The sequence below is a fragment of the Mesorhizobium sp. ORS 3428 genome (genome assembly GCF_001854785.1).
In the GTDB taxonomy this organism is placed as follows: Bacteria; Pseudomonadota; Alphaproteobacteria; order Rhizobiales; family Rhizobiaceae; genus Mesorhizobium.
In genome coordinates this window covers 13,581-28,933 of record NZ_MDFL01000160.1, presented here as the reverse complement: position 1 = coordinate 28,933, position 15,353 = coordinate 13,581, and the positions used below count along the sequence as shown (strand labels likewise).

14 protein-coding genes and 3 pseudogenes are annotated in these 15,353 nt (G+C 62.9%); 8 read left to right on the top strand and 9 right to left on the bottom strand.

Annotation, left to right across the window (positions count from 1 at the left end; genetic code table 11):
- Positions 1–281 (top strand): annotated as a pseudogene (locus tag ORS3428_RS27975) (exodeoxyribonuclease III); the annotation flags it as partial.
- A gap of 164 nt (positions 282–445) precedes the next feature.
- On the top strand, positions 446–1,003 hold the full coding sequence (locus tag ORS3428_RS27970) for an EF-hand domain-containing protein (protein WP_071101524.1): 558 nt from the start codon (positions 446–448) through the stop codon (positions 1,001–1,003).
- A gap of 58 nt (positions 1,004–1,061) precedes the next feature.
- Here the strand turns inward: ORS3428_RS27970 and ORS3428_RS27965 are convergent, their stop codons facing one another.
- Both ORS3428_RS27965 and ORS3428_RS27960 read right to left on the bottom strand, forming a co-directional pair.
- Positions 1,062–1,919: a plasmid partitioning protein RepB C-terminal domain-containing protein gene (locus ORS3428_RS27965; RefSeq protein ID WP_071101523.1), complete on the bottom strand. Its 858-nt coding sequence runs from the start codon at positions 1,917–1,919 to the stop codon at positions 1,062–1,064.
- Positions 1,916–3,478 (bottom strand): recombinase family protein, encoded by a 1,563-nt coding sequence (locus ORS3428_RS27960; RefSeq protein ID WP_071101522.1) that lies wholly within the window; start codon positions 3,476–3,478, stop codon positions 1,916–1,918. Before ORS3428_RS27960 ends, ORS3428_RS27965 begins: the two co-directional genes overlap by 4 nt.
- A gap of 150 nt (positions 3,479–3,628) precedes the next feature.
- Between ORS3428_RS27960 and ORS3428_RS27955 the strand changes: the two genes are divergently transcribed.
- The 5 genes and pseudogenes from ORS3428_RS27955 to ORS3428_RS27935 form a co-directional block, all read left to right on the top strand.
- Positions 3,629–3,910, top strand: coding sequence for a type II toxin-antitoxin system HicB family antitoxin (locus tag ORS3428_RS27955; RefSeq protein ID WP_083355320.1), 282 nt, complete (start codon positions 3,629–3,631; stop codon positions 3,908–3,910).
- Between the two features lie 548 nt (positions 3,911–4,458).
- A complete protein-coding gene (locus ORS3428_RS27950; RefSeq protein WP_071101520.1) occupies positions 4,459–4,776 on the top strand; it encodes a YMGG-like glycine zipper-containing protein in 318 nt (105 codons plus the stop codon).
- 115 nt (positions 4,777–4,891) lie between these two features.
- Positions 4,892–5,506, top strand: coding sequence for a methyltransferase domain-containing protein (locus tag ORS3428_RS27945; RefSeq protein ID WP_071101519.1), 615 nt, complete (start codon positions 4,892–4,894; stop codon positions 5,504–5,506).
- On the top strand, positions 5,503–5,745 hold the full coding sequence (locus ORS3428_RS27940) for a hypothetical protein (protein ID WP_244508123.1): 243 nt from the start codon (positions 5,503–5,505) through the stop codon (positions 5,743–5,745). Before ORS3428_RS27945 ends, ORS3428_RS27940 begins: the two co-directional genes overlap by 4 nt.
- Before the next feature lie 104 nt (positions 5,746–5,849).
- Positions 5,850–6,086, top strand: a pseudogene (locus ORS3428_RS27935) (FAD-dependent oxidoreductase); the annotation flags it as partial.
- A gap of 34 nt (positions 6,087–6,120) precedes the next feature.
- On the opposite strand, the gene ORS3428_RS27930 reads toward ORS3428_RS27935, so the two are convergent.
- The 5 genes and pseudogenes from ORS3428_RS27930 to ORS3428_RS27915 all read right to left on the bottom strand — a co-directional run.
- Positions 6,121–7,095 carry an NAD(P)/FAD-dependent oxidoreductase gene (locus tag ORS3428_RS27930; RefSeq protein ID WP_274534829.1) on the bottom strand — a complete coding sequence of 325 codons (975 nt, stop codon included), beginning with the start codon at positions 7,093–7,095 and terminating at the stop codon, positions 6,121–6,123.
- A complete protein-coding gene (locus tag ORS3428_RS34270; RefSeq protein ID WP_201788343.1) occupies positions 7,095–7,385 on the bottom strand; it encodes an FAD-dependent oxidoreductase in 291 nt (96 codons plus the stop codon). The genes ORS3428_RS27930 and ORS3428_RS34270 overlap by 1 nt, the downstream gene beginning before the upstream one ends.
- A 37-nt stretch (positions 7,386–7,422) precedes the next feature.
- Positions 7,423–8,655: a pyridoxal phosphate-dependent aminotransferase gene (locus ORS3428_RS27925; RefSeq protein ID WP_071101516.1), complete on the bottom strand. Its 1,233-nt coding sequence runs from the start codon at positions 8,653–8,655 to the stop codon at positions 7,423–7,425.
- A 4-nt stretch (positions 8,656–8,659) separates the two neighbouring features.
- Positions 8,660–10,186: an L-piperidine-6-carboxylate dehydrogenase gene (gene amaB / locus ORS3428_RS27920; protein WP_071101515.1), complete on the bottom strand. Its 1,527-nt coding sequence runs from the start codon at positions 10,184–10,186 to the stop codon at positions 8,660–8,662.
- A 52-nt stretch (positions 10,187–10,238) separates the two neighbouring features.
- A pseudogene (locus ORS3428_RS27915) lies at positions 10,239–10,874 on the bottom strand (FAD-binding oxidoreductase); the annotation flags it as partial.
- Between the two features lie 140 nt (positions 10,875–11,014).
- Between ORS3428_RS27915 and ORS3428_RS27910 the strand changes: the two are divergent.
- Positions 11,015–11,473 carry a hypothetical protein gene (locus ORS3428_RS27910; protein WP_071101513.1) on the top strand — a complete coding sequence of 153 codons (459 nt, stop codon included), beginning with the start codon at positions 11,015–11,017 and terminating at the stop codon, positions 11,471–11,473.
- Positions 11,474–11,919: 446 nt separating this feature from the next.
- Here ORS3428_RS27910 and ORS3428_RS27905 read toward each other — a convergent pair whose 3' ends face one another.
- Positions 11,920–12,612 (bottom strand): response regulator transcription factor, encoded by a 693-nt coding sequence (locus tag ORS3428_RS27905; RefSeq protein WP_071101512.1) that lies wholly within the window; start codon positions 12,610–12,612, stop codon positions 11,920–11,922.
- Complete coding sequence (locus ORS3428_RS27900; protein ID WP_071101511.1) at positions 12,609–15,332, bottom strand: sensor histidine kinase; 2,724 nt, start codon at positions 15,330–15,332, stop codon at positions 12,609–12,611. The genes ORS3428_RS27905 and ORS3428_RS27900 overlap by 4 nt, the downstream gene beginning before the upstream one ends.
- Positions 15,333–15,353: the final 21 nt, after the last annotated feature.

The following is a 15,353-nucleotide window of genomic DNA, read 5'->3' as shown; positions in this document are numbered from 1 at the left end:
ATGCCGTCTTTTTCCCGGAAATCAGGAAAGCCTACGCCCGCCTGCTGCATTTGGGCTGGGTGGATGCGATGCGTCGGGTCTACCCCGGCAAGGGCGTCTATACCTACTGGAACTTCTCCTATCGCGGCGGATACGACCGAAGCTCAGGCCTGCGCATGGATCATCTACTGGTAAGCCCGTCACTTGCGGAGACCATTGTAGCTGCAGGTGTCGATGTCGAGACCCGTGGGTGGGAAAAGCCGAGTGATCACGCCCCCGCCTGGATCGATGTAAGCGGATAATTGCTGCTCGGCCTAAGTGTCCTTGCCTTGTCTGCACCACAGGAAGCGAAACCACGGTCGAGAAGCCTCGCCTCGTGTAATTTCATGGGGACCTGGTGACGGGCAGGAACAATCGAAGTGAATTCCAGTTTAGGCCACACCACGTCCAATCAATGGAGCTTGCCATGAGATTCCTTCGCCACGCGGCGGCTGCGAGCGCCGTTTTCGCAATCGTGGCCGTCCCTGCGCTCGCCCAAACAAGCGGAACACCTGCGCCGACCCCGAAGACCGAACAACCCGGAGCCGGTCAGTTGCCGGATATAAAGGAGCAAACGGGTGAGCCGATGCGTGAAATGATCCGCCAGATGATAGACCAAGCCATCACGGAGAGGATGCAACAGGATCGGCGTTCGGAGGTTGCCAACAACCGTCAGGACGAGGCCGAGACCGCTCAAGGCGACGCTGATCGTCAGGGTGACCGTTGGCGCAGGCATCGTGACGAAGGTCCGGCCGGCGAGCACAGAATGGCTGGACACCATGTCCCTCACATGATGCGCGGCGCCGGCATGCGACTGATGTTCGCGTTTCTGGACACCAATGGTGACGAATCACTGTCCGAGAACGAGATCCAGGACGCTGTCGGCCGGATCTTCTCCGCGGTCGACCAGAATGGCGACGGGAAGATCGATATGGATGAAGTTCAGGCCTTCTTACATGGCTCTGATGGACGAGAGATGCCGTAATTCGCGCGCCAGGCATGCGAGACGCGTTTTGCTCGAGACGAGTGTCCGGACCTCCAACTCAAAACAGGCTGGCGCCAGATCCTTCCGGGCGTTCTTCGCTATCGCGAAACGCCTCRCGAAACGACGGGATTGAAGGCTCCAAGAGCGATTGAAACTGYGCGAACCGTTCCGGAAAATTATGTGCCAGATACTTGACCACGCGCACATTRCCCATGATGCGATCCAGATAGCCCCTCACCGCTACGAGAGCGAGACTGCATGGCCCATAAGATACGGCGGCGTTTTGAAAGGAGCCGGTCAACTCGGTGAACTCGGCCTCGATAGCGGCGAATTGCTCGGCAGCGATGCCGGCGAACTGCTTCCGCGGGGTCGATGGATCCACAAGCTGAGACTGCGGCGTGAGTAGGATGAAGACCCTGGCGGTATTGAGCTTCACCCTTTCGAGCGCGATCATCACCTCGACGATCTCGATCTGTCGGCCCGGCAGAACCTGACGCAGTAAGCCGAACATCTTCGGCGGTACGGCGCAATCCTGCACAAGGTCGAGAACTTCGGGGCAAATTCCTCCGATAAGCTGCCGGCTGGTCCCGCATTGGTGGAGCTTGGCTCCTGCGACCGAAACAACTCGGCCCKAGATCCTATCCGCCAGCACCGCTGGCATGGCGGAGAACCCTTCTGCCTTGAGCAGGTCTCGAAAAACGTCCACCGCCAGGAGATTTCGGAGCGCTTCAACGACACTCTCCAACCGGGCCCGCGACRCATTCGCCTCGCCGACGAAACACCGCATTCGGTGGCTCAGTTTGTTGTGAGTCACAAGAAACACGTATTTATGAAGCGGGCCTGCGGGTTCCCGCAAATCGCCGGTCAGATGAATTGCGTGCCGGCTGCTCCTCAGGACCGGAGAGGCTTGCGTCATCCCCCTCCCCTCATGGGCGCGCGCCTTGCCATCTCCACCAAAGGATCCAGCGACTGGAAAAGGAAGGCATCAAGCCGCACCCCATTGTTGGGGTGCAGCATAGGCGCCGCGCGTTCCGCCTCCCACGCCGGTGCGATCAGATAGTCGCGCACCGTGACATTGTCGGGCAATACCCTGATCAACATCGAAACATCGGCCCCGAGGAGACGCCGTTTGTGGAATGGCCAGTGAGGATAGCCATAGGGCGACGGCCGGCAGCGGGCGATCCAGACCGCGATGGTGAATTCCTCATTGACCGTGACAAGCTTGGTCTTTGCGTCGTATCGAGCCTGCCCGCCCGTCTGGGYGATTGCCTTTACAAGGTCCTGAATGATCTCCARCCGGCGGCGATGAAGCTTGGTGTTGACGTTGAAATAGCGGTAGTTCGCCGAGGCCTCGTACCCAACTAGGTCGTAGGCCGCCTGCAGAGTTCCGAAACGGTGGATGTACATGCTTTTTGTCGGGTGGCCCGACGTCGCGTTGATAATTGAGCCGGACAGCGATCCTCTTTTTTCCAGGAGCCTGGATAGGTCAGTCAGCAGTTGCTCGTTGGAGGGACGGGAACGGCGTGCCTGTGCGACGGCTCGGGCTCGCTCGAACAGCTTGCGGCTGACAAGCGGCACAGTCACATTCTCCACGCGGATCCAGGCGCTCGGAGGATTTCTCACGCGGTTGCTATGAAGCCTTTCGGAAGCTCGGTTCCAGACATTGTTGCCGATGTATTTCTCGTTTGTGAGGATCGAGCGCACGGAGGCGGTCGTCCATGGCTGGTGTAGGTCCGTGAGAACCCCGCGCTCGTTCAATGCTCTGGCGATTTCGACTTCCAGCTTGCCCTTTACAAACTGTTTGAAGATCCAGCGGACGATTTCAATTTCTGCCTCCGGCCCGGGCACGAGAACGACTCGATCCGACGCCAGCGCCTTCCATTCATGGCGTTTTAGAATGGTCTTGGGCTTGCCTGATGCGTCCACGAGCAGGCGCCGGAAGCCATATCCTGCGTGCCCGCCTCCGCGGAAACCCATTTTCACGACCCGAGTTTGGCCGATGAAGGTCTTCTGCGAGAGCATGCGGCTGAGCTCGGCGGCCATACTGCGCTTGATGGCCTTCAGCACATCCGATCCAACGCTGCCGTCGTTTGCAAATTGCTCGGCGCAGTACTCGATCCGCACTCCTGCTCTTTGGCATCGGTACTCGTAGGAAGCGCTTTCATCAATGTTCTGAAAGCGGCCCCAGCGGCTCACGTCGTAGACGACGATCGTTTCGAAATCGGCCTGCCCGCTTTCAACGTCTGCCAGCAGCCGCCGCAGAGCCGGACGCCTTTCTATGTCGAGACCGCTGCGGCCGGCGTCCTCGTAGGTAGCGACAATCTCGTAGTCCATGAGGGCCGCATAGTCGCGGATGGCGTCCCTCTGATTTYCGATGGAGTAAGTCTGTCGGTCGGTGGACATCCGCAGATATTGGGCAGCGCGAACCCTCCGCCCCTCTCGAGGRCCGGTGCGGGTCGCTTCGGACTTGTCCATCGCTTCGCGCCGTCGTACCGATGTGTTGATCCAGCGACTTTGCCACTGAGAGTAACGGTCAGGTGAAATTCCGCCCGTCAAAAAAGGGATGGTCGAGAGATCAGGGTCTGGAAATAGGCCTGCTAGCGAGGCTGACAAGGTAGGGCTTACATGCGCCGACACGTTGCGGTGATCCACAAAGAGAACGACAGCGACTTCGGCGTGTCATTCCCTGAGTTCCCCGGCGTGGTTACGGCCGGCCGGACGATCTCCGAAGCGTGCGAGCTCGCCGAGTTGGYACTCGCATTTCACGTCGAAGGTCTTTTAGAGGACCGCGAACCTGTTCCTGGGCCGACTCTTGCTGAGCCGTTGACGAGTGACAAAGACGTGCTCGCGACTGTCCAGGTGCGCCTGAGGCTGCTGGGTATTTCCCGCCTCGGCTCAGCTAACTGACCGTCGCGTATCCCTCGGCGCCCCTCAGCTTGATCCCGCCGGTCCCTTCGCACTCAGCGCAAGYAACGCTGACGCCAGGGCACCTGTGCTGGTGCGTGCCTGCCGGACAGCAGTGGCCGTTGGAACTGCGCCACCGCGGACATTCGAAGACCGTGCCGGTGCCGCCGCAGCCCTGGCATTCGCCTATTTCGGATAAAAACGAACTCAATTTGCCCAACCCCTCGGCGCCGCAGCGCCGCTACCCCACGAACCGGCGGTGCCCAACCGCCATCTCCTGACTTTACCATATGGCAATTAAGGTTTCTCTAAAACGCTAAAATCTGCGGGAACACAATCTCCGGTGAATATTCCACATGCTATGAAGGGCATCACATTTGYCCGATGCGCCGTTCCGTCTTTCCTGTTTGTCGACCACGCCGTTCAACAGTCGGGAAACCATGACTCACTTCGTGAGCGGGCTTTGCCGCCGTTCCGCCGCAATGCGAGCCCACTGCGCCAGTTATGCCCCTGTTTCTTTTGGTCTTTGGGGCTTCGAAGGAGTTCTGGAGATGTTTACCAAGAAGGCTATTCTGGCGGTTCTTATGACCGCAGCACTTGCCGGCTGCGAGACGCAGACCGAAGGTCAGCAGCGGGCCACCACGGGCGCATTGCTGGGCGGCGCCGGCGGCGCGCTGGTCGGCCAGGCAATTGGCGGCAACACCAAGAGCACTGTGATCGGCGCCGCAAGCGGCGCCCTGCTCGGCGCCGTCGTCGGCAGCGCCACTACGCCGCAGCGCCGCGGCGAGCAGCTCTGCCGCTACCAGGACCGCTATGGCCGCATCTACACCGCGCCCTGCGACGACCGGTACTACAACGGCAATTATTGAGCGAGGAACTCAGGGGAGCCGGCGGATTCCAGGCCGGCTCCTCTTCTGCCGTCATCCTTTTGTACACTTTCTCGATCTAGAAGGATCTCGGCGGCGGGTTTGCGGAGGAGGTCGAATGACGACTAGCCTTGGCGCCCTGAAGACCCGGGCGAAACAAGCCGTAAAGCGCCTGATCGGCTATGACTCCCGCAACTGGCTGCGCATCCGCCAGATCGAAGCTTTTACCGCTTTCCTCGAAACTGCCGATCGCAAGTCCCGCGACGTGATCGAGATATCGCCAGGCTGGAACCGCCACTGGCGGGCGATGTGCCCAGATTACCGCTCGGTTGATTTTCCTGAGTTCGACATCTGTCGCGACCGCACCGAAGAGCAATATTCCATCGTTGTCGCCGACCAGGTGCTGGAACATGTTCAGCGACCGCTGGCGGCGGCCGCCAACATCCATGCAATGACCAAGCCGGGCGGATGGGCGATGGTGGCGACACCCTTCCTGTTCCGCGTCCATGCCMGACCGCACGACTACAACCGCTGGACGCCGGCGGGGCTGAAGCAGGTCATGATCGAGGGCGGCTTCGCTGAAGACGCCGTGCAGGTCTTCGGCTGGGGCAACAAAGCTTGCGCAAGAGCGCATATCGGCGGGCCGGTGCGGGCCTATGGCCTGTGGCGCGATCTCAGCAACGATGAGGAATATCCGCTGATGGTCTGGGCGTTCGCCAAAAAGCGGCGGTGATCCCGCTGCTTCATTCCCATTGTGGCTTGAACCCGCACCATGTTCCGCCTCCTCATGGGCCGCGAGCGGCGCTGCTGCGGCAGATCGCCGGCGCGGGCAGCCACCTGTCGCATATCCGGCGGGCAATGGCATGGACTCGCGAGCACTACGCGCAGCATCTGAGAATCGAGGCTATGGCCACTGTGGCCGGGATGAGCAAATCGCTGTTCCATCGCCGCTTCAAGGAATTGCCGGATTGAGCCGGCTGCAGTACCAGAAGCAAATCCGTCTGCATGACGCACCTCGGAGCCTGATAACGGAGCACTGGGAAACCACGACCGTGGCCTACGCGGTCGGCTAAGAAAATCTCTTCTCTGATGGAGATATCGCCAAGGCCTCATTCTGGTCCGGCTTGCGGCCAATGACCCCGAACGGCACTCCGGTCATCGGCTGGACGAACATTGAAGGCCTCTTCGTCGCTGGTCACGGCACGCTGGGCTGGACGATCGGCTGCGGTTCGGTCCGGGTGATCAGCGACCTCGTCGGCGGCAAGAAGCCCGAGAACGACGCCGGCGACCTCGCGATTTCCAGGTACGCCTGACCTCCGGCGGGGCGGCCCGTTCGGCAACGTCTCATCAAACCAGATGATTCACCGTCGCCCCAAATTCATAGTAGATCGCCTTCGCTGCGTTGAAGCGCTCCGAGTAGCGCTCGATGGGCAGGATCGGGAGGGCGTCGGGATTTCCCTCGAGAAGCGCGATCGCTGCTTGCGTTCCAAAGACGGTCCCCGGGCCGATGYCGCGTCCTGAATAACCGAAGCAGGCGTAGGCGTCTGGTCCGAAGGCGACGATTTTTGGAATATGGTCGTCGGTCATTGCGATCCGGCCACGCCATTCAAAGTCGAACGCCAGGTCGCCGATGGAAGGGAAGAGCGCGCGAAGCTTGCGCCGGGCCCATGACCGATGGATTGGCCCGCCCGGTCCCTCCGTGTTGCCGATGCAGCCAAGGATCAACCTTCCGGCCCCGTCGATACGGAAAGAGGACATGACCAATGCGGTATCCCAACAACCCTCCCCGCCAGGCAGGATTTCGCGGCGCGCGGCCTCTGGCATCGGAACCGTCGCGAACTGGCAATAGCTGACCGGCGTGTACCGCGGTGCGAATGGGGTCCCACTGCCCATATGGTATGCGTTTGTCGCGAGAAGCAATGCTTTCGCCGTCACCGTGCGGCCGTTGGCCTGGACGAGCCAGCTATTTGCCTCCCGGCTGATGGACGTGACTGGCGATCGGGCATGCACCCTGGCGCCTTTCGCCTTGGCTGCCCGGGCTAGTCCACTGCAGTACGCGAACGGCTGGATAGTCCCCGCACGAGGGTCGAAGAGCGAACCATGGTAAGTCTTCGTCCCGGTACGCCGGGCCGTTTCCGCGGCATCGAGGAGTTCAAGCGGCGCTCCGAACTTCACTCCCTGGCGGTGCCTGTCTTCGAGGTCGCGAAATCCGGACTTGGAATGCGCAAGGTGCAGCGTGCCGCGCCGCGTCGCCTCGCAATCGATCCCTTCGCGCTCGATGATCTCGAAAACCCGCCTCGGAGCGTCGGCCAGGATGTCGATCAGGCGACGCCCGCCGGCTCGCCCATCTGCTCGATGACGGTATCCGGCGGCAGCCAGAGCCCGGCGTTGACCAGTCCCACATTCCGGCCCGAGCCGCCGTGTCCCACGATCTCCGCCTCGAGCACACAGGCAGACGCACCCTTTTCGGCGGCGGCCAGCGCGGCGGACGAGCCTGTGAACCCGCCGCCGACGATGACCAGGTCCACCGTGAGGTCACGGTCAAGGGGACTCGCGTCGCTCCGCTCACGGCTGCTGACACGCCAGAGTATCGAGTTATCTTCCAGGTTCATGACGTAACTTTCAAAAGGGGAACAGTCGAGTCCCTGTTCACTTCAGCGCGGCGCAAGCCCTCGCTATCCGGCTCAGAGCTTCGCCGAGTTCCTCTTCCGATGTCGCATAGGAAATCCGGAAATAGGGAGAAAGCCCGAAGGCCGAACCGGGGACGACGGCGACGTCGGCCTTCTCGAGGAGATAGTCGGTCAAATCCTCATCGCTCTCAATCCGCCTGCCGTCCGGCGTGCTTTTGCCGATCAGTCCGCCGCATCCGGCGAAGGTGTAGAAGGCCCCTTCCGGAACGCGRCAGTCGATGCCGTCGATTTCATTGAGCGCGGCCACCACGAGGTCTCGACGGCGTTTGAAACTGTCCTGCCGCTCCTTCAGAAACCGCTGCGGTCCGTTGAGCGCCTCCACCGACGCCRCTTGACTGACCGAAGACGGGCAGGACGTCGCCTGGCTCTGGACGACTGCCATCGCCCTGATCAAGGCTCTCGGGCCGCCTGCATAGCCGATGCGCCAACCTGTCATGGCGTATGCCTTGGACACGCCGTTGATCGTAAGCGTCCTCGGTCTCAGCCTTGGCTCAAGCGCAACGGGTGTGACGAACTCGAAGCCGTCATAGACGATGTGCTCGTACATGTCGTCCACCATCAGCCAGACATGCGGGTAGCGAAGCAGCACTTCCGTCAGCGGCCTATAATCCGATGCGCTGTAGGCTGYACCGGAGGGATTGGAAGGCGAATTCAAAAGCAACCAACGGGTTCTGGGCGTGATGGCCTTCTCCAACTGATCCGCCTTGAGCCTGAAACCCGCCTCCGCCTCGCAAGGCACGAGGACGGGGACACCGCCGCAGATTTCGACGATGTCGGAATAGGAGGTCCAATAAGGCGTCGGGATGATCACCTCATCGCCCGGGTCGACGCTGGCCATGAACGCGTTGAACAGTATCTGCTTTGCCCCCGCGGCGACGGTGATTTCGTCGAGCGCGTAGTCGATGCCGTTCTCGCGGCGGAACTTGTCCGCCACGGCCTTCTTGAGCGCCGGGGAGCCATCGAGCGCCGTGTACTTGGTGTCGCCTCGGTCTATGGCTGCCTTGGCTGCCGCCTTCACGTTGGCCGGCGTGTCGAAGTCGGGCTCGCCCGCGCCGAGGATTATCACCGGACGGCCGTCCCGCTTCAGCGCAGTGGCGCGTGCGCCGAGAGCAAGGATCTTGGACACGCCGATGCTGGCAATGCGGGACGCGGATCGGAACGGGGGCTCTGCTATTCTCGCATCGATCGTCATGACGTCACTCGATATCGAAGGAGACGCCCTGGGCGAGCGGCAGTGACCTGGAGTAGTTCACGGTGTTGGTCGTGCGCCGCATATAGGCTTTCCAGGCATCTGAGCCGGACTCGCGGCCGCCGCCCGTCTCCTTTTCGCCGCCGAACGCGCCGCCTATTTCAGCTCCCGAGGTGCCGATGTTGACATTGGCGATACCGCAGTCGGAGCCGTCCGCGGCCAGGAAGCGTTCGGCCTCCTGCATGTTGAGKGTGAAGACGGAGGACGAGAGGCCGGCGGCCACAGCGTTATGGTCCTCGATGACCCGATCAAAATCGGAATACTTCATCACGTAAAGGATCGGCGCGAACGTTTCCTCGAACACCGGCCCAGACTGCTTTGGCATCTCGACGATCGCGGGCCTCACATAGTAGGCGCCATCCCTGCCCGCATCGAACACACGGTCGCCACCAGTTACCGAACCGCCCTCGGCCTTCGCCCAAGCGAGAGCCTTCTGCATGTTCTCGAACGCCTGCTTGTCGACCAGAGGACCGATAAGTGCGGACGTTTCCAGGGGGTTGCCCACCGAGGCGCTCTTGTAGGCCTTGGTCAGGCGCGGAACGAGTGTGTCGTAGACGCTCTCATGYACGAACAAACGACGGAGCGTCGTGCAGCGCTGTCCGGCCGYGCCCATGGCGCCGAACGCGATCGCGCGGAGCGCCATGTCGAGATCGGCGGACGGGCACACGATGCCCGCGTTGTTGCCTCCGAGTTCRAGAATCGAGCGTGCGAAGCGCCTGGCCACGCGGGGTYCAACCTCCTTGCCCATGCGGGTCGATCCGGTCGCGGAAACCAGCGCCACCTTCGGATGATCCAAGAGAACCTCGCCTATGGAGCGGTCGCCGACCAGAACCTGAGAGAGGTTCGCCGGAGCGTCGCCGAAGCGCGCGATCGCGCGTTCGAGGATCGCCTGGGATGCAAGTGCGGTGAGCGACGTCTTCTCGGAAGGCTTCCAGACGACCGGGTTGCCGCAGACCAGCGCAAGGGCTGCATTCCATGACCATACAGCGACCGGAAAATTGAACGCCGAGATCACGCCCACGACGCCCAGCGGATGCCAGGTCTCCATCATCCGGTGACCAGGGCGCTCGGTGGCGATGGTCAGGCCGTAAAGCTGGCGCGATAGGCCGACGGCGAAATCRCAGATGTCGATCATTTCCTGGACCTCGCCCAGGCCCTCCGACGGGATCTTGCCCGCCTCGATCGAGACAAGGCGGCCGAGGTCCTCCTTGGCGGCGCGGAGTTCCTCRCCGAGCAGGCGGACAAGCTCGCCGCGCTTCGGCGCGGGAACGAGCCTCCAGGTCTTGAAGGCTTCGTGCGCGGCCTCGATGGCCTTCGCGRCGTCGGCGGCCGACACGGTCATCAGCGCGCCCACTTGCTCACCCGAAACCGGGCTATAGGTCGGCATATCGCCCTCGGACCAGAGCTCGCGCGCGACGCCCAGCCTGTCCAGAACGCGGGCAGTTTCCTGTTTTACGTCGACTGTCTTTGTCATGATTGCTTCCGTACCTTTTGCGTGTGTTCGTCGCGGCAGTGCCGCGTCATTCTCAAAACGTCACCGAGCCCAGAGGGCCCGGCGACATGACCGCCTTCAACCCCGCGGCCAGTTTCCGGATTTCCGGAGGGGTGTAGCGGTCGTAGAAGGCCTGATTCTTCGGGCCTATCGCGTGTTCGGCGCTGTAGCTGCCGCCGAATTCTCGGACCGCGATGTCGAAGACCCACGTCCTGAGGCTATTCTCGAACGCGCCGTCCGACATCCGGATGTCATGCTTCGGCACGACGAGATTGAAATGGACCCCGCCGTCGCCGATATGACCGAAGTCGCAAATCGTCACGTCCGCGAACTTCGCGGGCAATTCGGCCTTCATCCGCTCGAGGAACGGCATGACGTCGCCGCGGCGGAAGGAAAGGTCGAACGCGATCAGTCGGCCATGATGCTTCACGCCCTCGGAGAGCGCGTGGCGCATCGCCCAGATTTCATGCGGCGGAGCGACGAACGCGTCGGCGAGCAGTTGGCCCTCCCACATTTCCGCGAGAACGGTCTCCAGGACCGCGTCGAGGCCCTGCTCGCCGCTGCGGCGAGCGTTCGAGCGCGAAATCYCCACGAGGATCATGAAATCGGGCACCGCGCCGCCCTGGAAAGGGTTGCGGAGCGAGGGAACATGATCGAGGGCCGCGCGGACCTGCGAGCCTGGGCGCGCGCCCTGCCGGCGAATGCGAAGGCGGTTCCACGCGGAGCCGGAAGGCGACCACCATCAGTCCCGCGCAGCCGCTGGCTCCGCACGCTGTCCAGCCGGTCGACCTCGACGAGAGCGGCGCGTCGATGGAGACCGTGCTGTTGGAGATCCTGGGGACGCAGGACCGCTGCGGCATGGCGAAGGATTTGCTGGCGCTGCTGGCAGGTACGACCGAGCGCCGCGGCGACTTCCGGGACGCGCTCGCCACCCTCATCGGCAGCAAGCTGGTCAGCATGGGCACGGGTGCCAGGGTCCGCATCACGCCGGAGGGCCGGACCGCAGTGGAAGGCGCMGCCTCCAAGACCATCTTCGAGCGGCTCGCAATCCTGCGCTCTGGCCGTGAGCCTTACGACGAGCGGGTGATCGCCTGCCTCTCGGCCGCCGGGCACGTGCCGCTCCAGTTCGCGGAAATCCGCGAGCGCACCGGGCTTGGGCCGCGCATCCTCAAGACGGCGCTGCAGCGGCTCAGGCGAGACGGCTGGATTGTCGAGCGCCGCGGCGCCTTCATGACCTCGCCCGCACTGGCGCGGCTGATCGGCCGTTAAACCCGACGAAGCAGAACCAATGTTTGCAGAGGCAGGCCCCGTACGCTCGCGCGGGGCCTCAGTTTTCGGATCAGGTTCCTGAAGGGCCTTCCATACTGCCCGACACAGGCAGGCAAAGTTTGCCTGCTGCCTCAGAAGCCAGGCGATTCGCCCGAACAGCAGCTTCGCGCCCGATGTTGGCCATTCAAGGGCCGTTTGTGGCTGTCCAAAAGCAGTCCTCAGCCACAGTGTGGTATAGGTCGAGATACGCCGCAAGCCGTCAGTAGAGGTAAGCCCCGCGATTGCCTGAAAGCGGCATCGCCGGCACGCAATTATGCCGAGGTTTGGATGCGTCAGAAGTGGTCGCCTTTGTTACCAAGCGGAATTGATCCGTACGAACGTTGAAGGTGAGTATCACGCTCATGTGCGCTGATAACCTTTTACRTCGGCCACAGGGGGCCTCACCATTATTCGACCTCGCGCAAGCGGTAGCCGACGCCGGTCTCGGTGATGATGTAGCGCGGCTGGTCCGGCGTCTTCTCGATCTTCTGCCTCAATTGGYGGACATAGACCCTGAGATACTGCACATCGGTGGTGTCGTTCCAGATCTGCTTCATCAGGTACTGGTGTGTGAGCACCTTGCCGGCATATTGCACAAGGATGCGCAGGATGTCGTATTCCTTCGGCGACAGCTTCACCTCCTTGCCCTCAACCTTGACGATGCGTTTCACCAGGTCGACCGAGAGACCGCCGGTCTGGAAAACCGGCTTCTCGCCCTGTTGCTGGAACTTGTGGCGCAGCGCCACGCGGATGCGGGCGACGAGTTCGTTCATGCCGAAGGGTTTTGTCACATAGTCGTCGGCTCCAAGTTCCAGCGCCGTGACGATGCCGGCCTCGTCGGTGCGGCTTGAAAGGATCACGACAGGTATTTCGAGATCGTCGTTCCGCCATCTGCCAAGCAGTTCCAGACCGGTCACGCCGGGTAGGCCGAGATCGAGCAGGATCAGGTCGGGCGGCTCTGTCTCGATGAGCTCGATCGCCRCCTTGGCGTTCGGTGCCTCGGATACGACATAGCCCTGGCTGCCGAGACCGACGCGGAGCAGCTTGCGGATCGGCGGCTCGTCGTCGACGACCAGGATGCTGACGTTCTGACTGGTCATGCCGTCTGGTCCATCCTTGCGTCGCTCATATCGGGCAAGTCCGTCGGCACCGGCATCTTAGTGGTGAAGATCGCGCCCGGCCGATCGGTCCGGTTCGCCGCCGAGATCGTGCCGCCCATGGCCTCGATGAAGCCGCGACTGATCGACAGGCCGAGGCCGGTGCCGGCGCGGATCTGGTCTTGCTTGCGGACGCGGTAGAAGGTGTCGAAAATCCGCTCGAGGTCGTCCGGCGGAATGCCTGGACCCTCGTCCATGACCTGCAGGATGACGGACCCGTTGTCGACCCAGCCCTGCAGGCGGATAGTCGAGCCCGGAGGCGCATATTTCGCGGCATTGTCGAGGAGATTGAACAGCGCCTGCTCGAAGAGCACGGGATCGAGCCGCAGCATCGGCAGGTCGGGCGGGATGTCGGTCTCGATCCGGTGCTCGCCGGTGACCTTATGCACCCGGTTGAGCGCCGATCCGATGACATCGCCGACATAGTGGAAGGCAAAGTTCGGCTCCATCGCACCGGATTCGATCTTGGTCATGTCGAGCAGGTTGGCGATGAAGCGGTTCAGCCGCTCCGATTCGTTCAGCACCGTCGCCAGAAGGTCGGCCCGATCCTCTTCGGGTAACGCAGGGGCGAACTCGCGAAGCGTGCCCGCCGCGCCCATGATCGCCGCAAGCGGCGTCTTCAGATCATGGGAGATGGAGGTGAGCAGCGCCGAACGCAGCCGGTCCGCTTCCGCCGCCAGCCTGGCGCGGTCGACATCGGCGACCAGCTGGATGCGCTCGATGGCGACCGCCGCCTGATCGGCAAGCGCGTCGAGCAGACGCTGCTGCTCGGGCGTCAGCAACGGACCCTGCTTGTCATTGTCGAGGCCGACAACACCGACCGCCGTTCGGCCCGTCCGCAAGGGCAGGTAGAGGCGCTTCGCGCCGGGTAGCGTGTCGGCGCCGCGGCCGGCCGGGCGGTCATGCTCCCAGGCCCAGCGGGCCGCCGCGATGTCGGCCTCTGCCAGCGTGTCGTCGGGCGGATAGCCTGCCTTGACGGTGATCGTGCCGTTCTCGGGCAAAAGCAGCACCACGCGCACTTTCAGCATCGAGGCGATCTGGAAGGCGGTGGCCCACAGCACGTCGTCGAGCGTGCCGGCGCCCGCGAGCTTCTTCGAGAAGGAATAGATGTCCTCGGTTGCCCGCGCGCGCGAGCGGGCGGCGACCGCCTGGCGCTGCACGCGCGCCGTCAGATTGCTGGCGATGACGGCGACAACGAGGAAGGCAGCGAAGGCGACGATGCTCTCCGGGTCCCTGATCGTCAGCGTGTAGCGGGGCTCGAGGAAGAAAAAGTTGAAAGCAAGGGCACTCAGGAAGCAGGCATAAAGCGCCGGCCAGAGCCCGAACGTCACCGCCGATGTCAAGACGGCCAGGAGCAGGACGCTTGCCAGGTTGCGAACATCGAAGAACTGGTCGAGAACGCTGCTGACAGCCAGCGCGCCCGCGACAAAGACTGTGGTGACAAGGTAGGGCCAGACCTGGAACGGTCTCTGTTCCGCAGCCGTCTTGACCCTTGTCGAGGCGGCATCGGCGTCGCGCTCGGTTCGCGAAATGACATGGACGCTGATGTCGCCGGCGTTGCGGATCAGATCGTAGGTGAGCGAGCCCTCGATCAGCTCCCGCCAGCGCGAGCGCGTCGGCCTGCCGATGACGATATGGGTGAAGTTGTTTGCCGTCGCGTGGCGCACGATGTCCTGGGCGACGTTCTGGCCCGGAATGGTCGTCACCTCGGCGCCGAGCTGCTCTGCGAGGCGCAGGTTCGCTGCCAGCCGGTCCTTGTCCTCTTCCGACATGCCGGCCAGGCGCGGCGTGTCGACATGCAGCGCCGTCCAGGGAGCGCGGAGCCGATCGGCGAGCCGGCGCGCGTAGCGGATGCGGGCGGCCCCGGCCGGACGCGAGTCGACGCAGACCAGGACGCGCTCACCGGCTGCCCATGGTCCCGGGATGGCATGGGACTGCATATGGTTGAGCAGCTGCTCGTCGACGCGCTGGGCGGTGCGCCGCAGCRCCAACTCACGCAGCGCCGTCAGGTTGCCCGGCGAGAAATAGTTCTCGATGGCGCGCTGGGCGGTTTGAGGGAAATAGACCTTGCCTTCATGCAGGCGCTTGATCAGGTCGTCCGGGGTGAGGTCGATGACCTCGATGTCGTCAGCCTCGTCTATGATGGAATCGGGAACGGTCTCGCGCACCCGGACGCGGGTGATCTGCGCCACGACATCGTTCAGGCTTTCGACATGCTGGATGTTGAGCGTGGTGTAGACGTCGATGCCCTGCGTCAGGATTTCCTGCAAGTCGAGATAGCGCTTGGGGTGGCGGCTGCCGGGCGCGTTGGTGTGGGCGAGCTCGTCGACCAGCACCAGCGCCGGGCGCCGCTTCAGGACGGCGTCGAGATCCATCTCGTCCAGGGTGYGGCCTCTGTACTCGACCTGGCGGCGGGGGATCACCTCATAACCGTCGACCAGCGCCTGGGTCTCCTTGCGGCCATGCGTTTCGACGACACCGATGACGACGTCGATGCCGTCGGCGAGGCGGGCGCGGCCGGCCATCAGCATCTCGTAGGTCTTGCCGACGCCGGGCGCAGCACCCAGGAATATGCGCAGACGGCCGCGGCCCTCCCGCTCGGCATGCTCGAGCAGCGCGTCGGGAGAAGGTCTGTTCTCGGAGTTGGTCCTGTCGTCCGGCATCAAGTCCAATCATGAATTGCG

Excerpts from the sequence above, each read along its gene's own strand:
- ORS3428_RS27970 (WP_071101524.1), top strand. The coding sequence starts at position 446 with ATGAGATTCCTTCGCCACGCGGCGGCTGCGAGCGCCGTTTTCGCAATC.
- ORS3428_RS34270 (WP_201788343.1), bottom strand. The coding sequence starts at position 7,385 with ATGAACCTGGAAGATAACTCGATACTCTGGCGTGTCAGCAGCCGTGAG.
- ORS3428_RS27950 (WP_071101520.1), top strand. The coding sequence starts at position 4,459 with ATGTTTACCAAGAAGGCTATTCTGGCGGTTCTTATGACCGCAGCACTT.